Origin of the sequence: Vibrio hepatarius (assembly GCF_011806575.1) — a bacterium.
GTDB lineage: Bacteria > Pseudomonadota > Gammaproteobacteria > Enterobacterales > Vibrionaceae > Vibrio > Vibrio hepatarius_A.
In genome coordinates, this window is the sequence record NZ_JAATOO010000069.1 from 1 (window position 1) to 618 (window position 618).

Genomic DNA, 618 nt, shown 5'->3' on the forward strand with positions numbered 1-618 from the left:
GTTGCTCACTACTTAACGCGGCGTTATAACGCAGTAGAGTTCATCACACATATTAAGGATTGATATGGAAGAATATTGGAATCCAATGGTGCCAGAATTATCGGTATCAGACTTCTCAAAATCACTGAGTTTTTACTGCGAAATCTTAGGGTTTAAAGTTAGAAGTCAAAGAACAAAACCAGATTTTGCTTACATCGAATTTGAACAAGTACAAATCATGTTGGAGCAAATTCATGATAACGGTTGGGTGACAGGAAGCTTAGAAGCACCGTTCGGGCGTGGTGTAAATTTTCAAATTGAACTATCGAATATCGAGCCTGTTTATGAACGTCTCAAGTTAGCTGAGATATCATTGTTCAAAGAACAGAAAGATACATGGTATGACGTTGGCCATTGCCTTTCTGGGCAGCGCGAGTTTTTAGTGCAAGACCCAGATGGTTACCTTTTGAGGTTTTCGCAATATCTTGGTGAAAAGTCTAAGTCATGAAAACAGCGTTATAACAAACGCTTTAAGACGGATTCGCAACGCTTGGCGGTTTTGGTTTAATTTGGCTTTTGTGTTTACGGTGTAATAATTGGGTGTAGTGGTAGCGTTGCTCACCACTTAAGCGGGCGTTA

At 40.1% G+C, this 618-nt stretch carries 1 protein-coding gene; it reads left to right on the forward strand.

The window, feature by feature from the left end; genetic code table 11:
• Positions 1 to 64: 64 nt before the first annotated feature.
• On the forward strand, positions 65 to 487 hold the full coding sequence (locus tag HCZ42_RS21685) for a bleomycin resistance protein (RefSeq protein WP_167422731.1): 423 nt from the start codon (positions 65 to 67) through the stop codon (positions 485 to 487).
• Positions 488 to 618 lie beyond the last annotated feature (131 nt).

Bases quoted from the DNA above. Each gene is read 5' to 3' on its own strand.
- HCZ42_RS21685 (WP_167422731.1), top strand. From the start codon at position 65: ATGGAAGAATATTGGAATCCAATGGTGCCAGAATTATCGGTATCAGAC.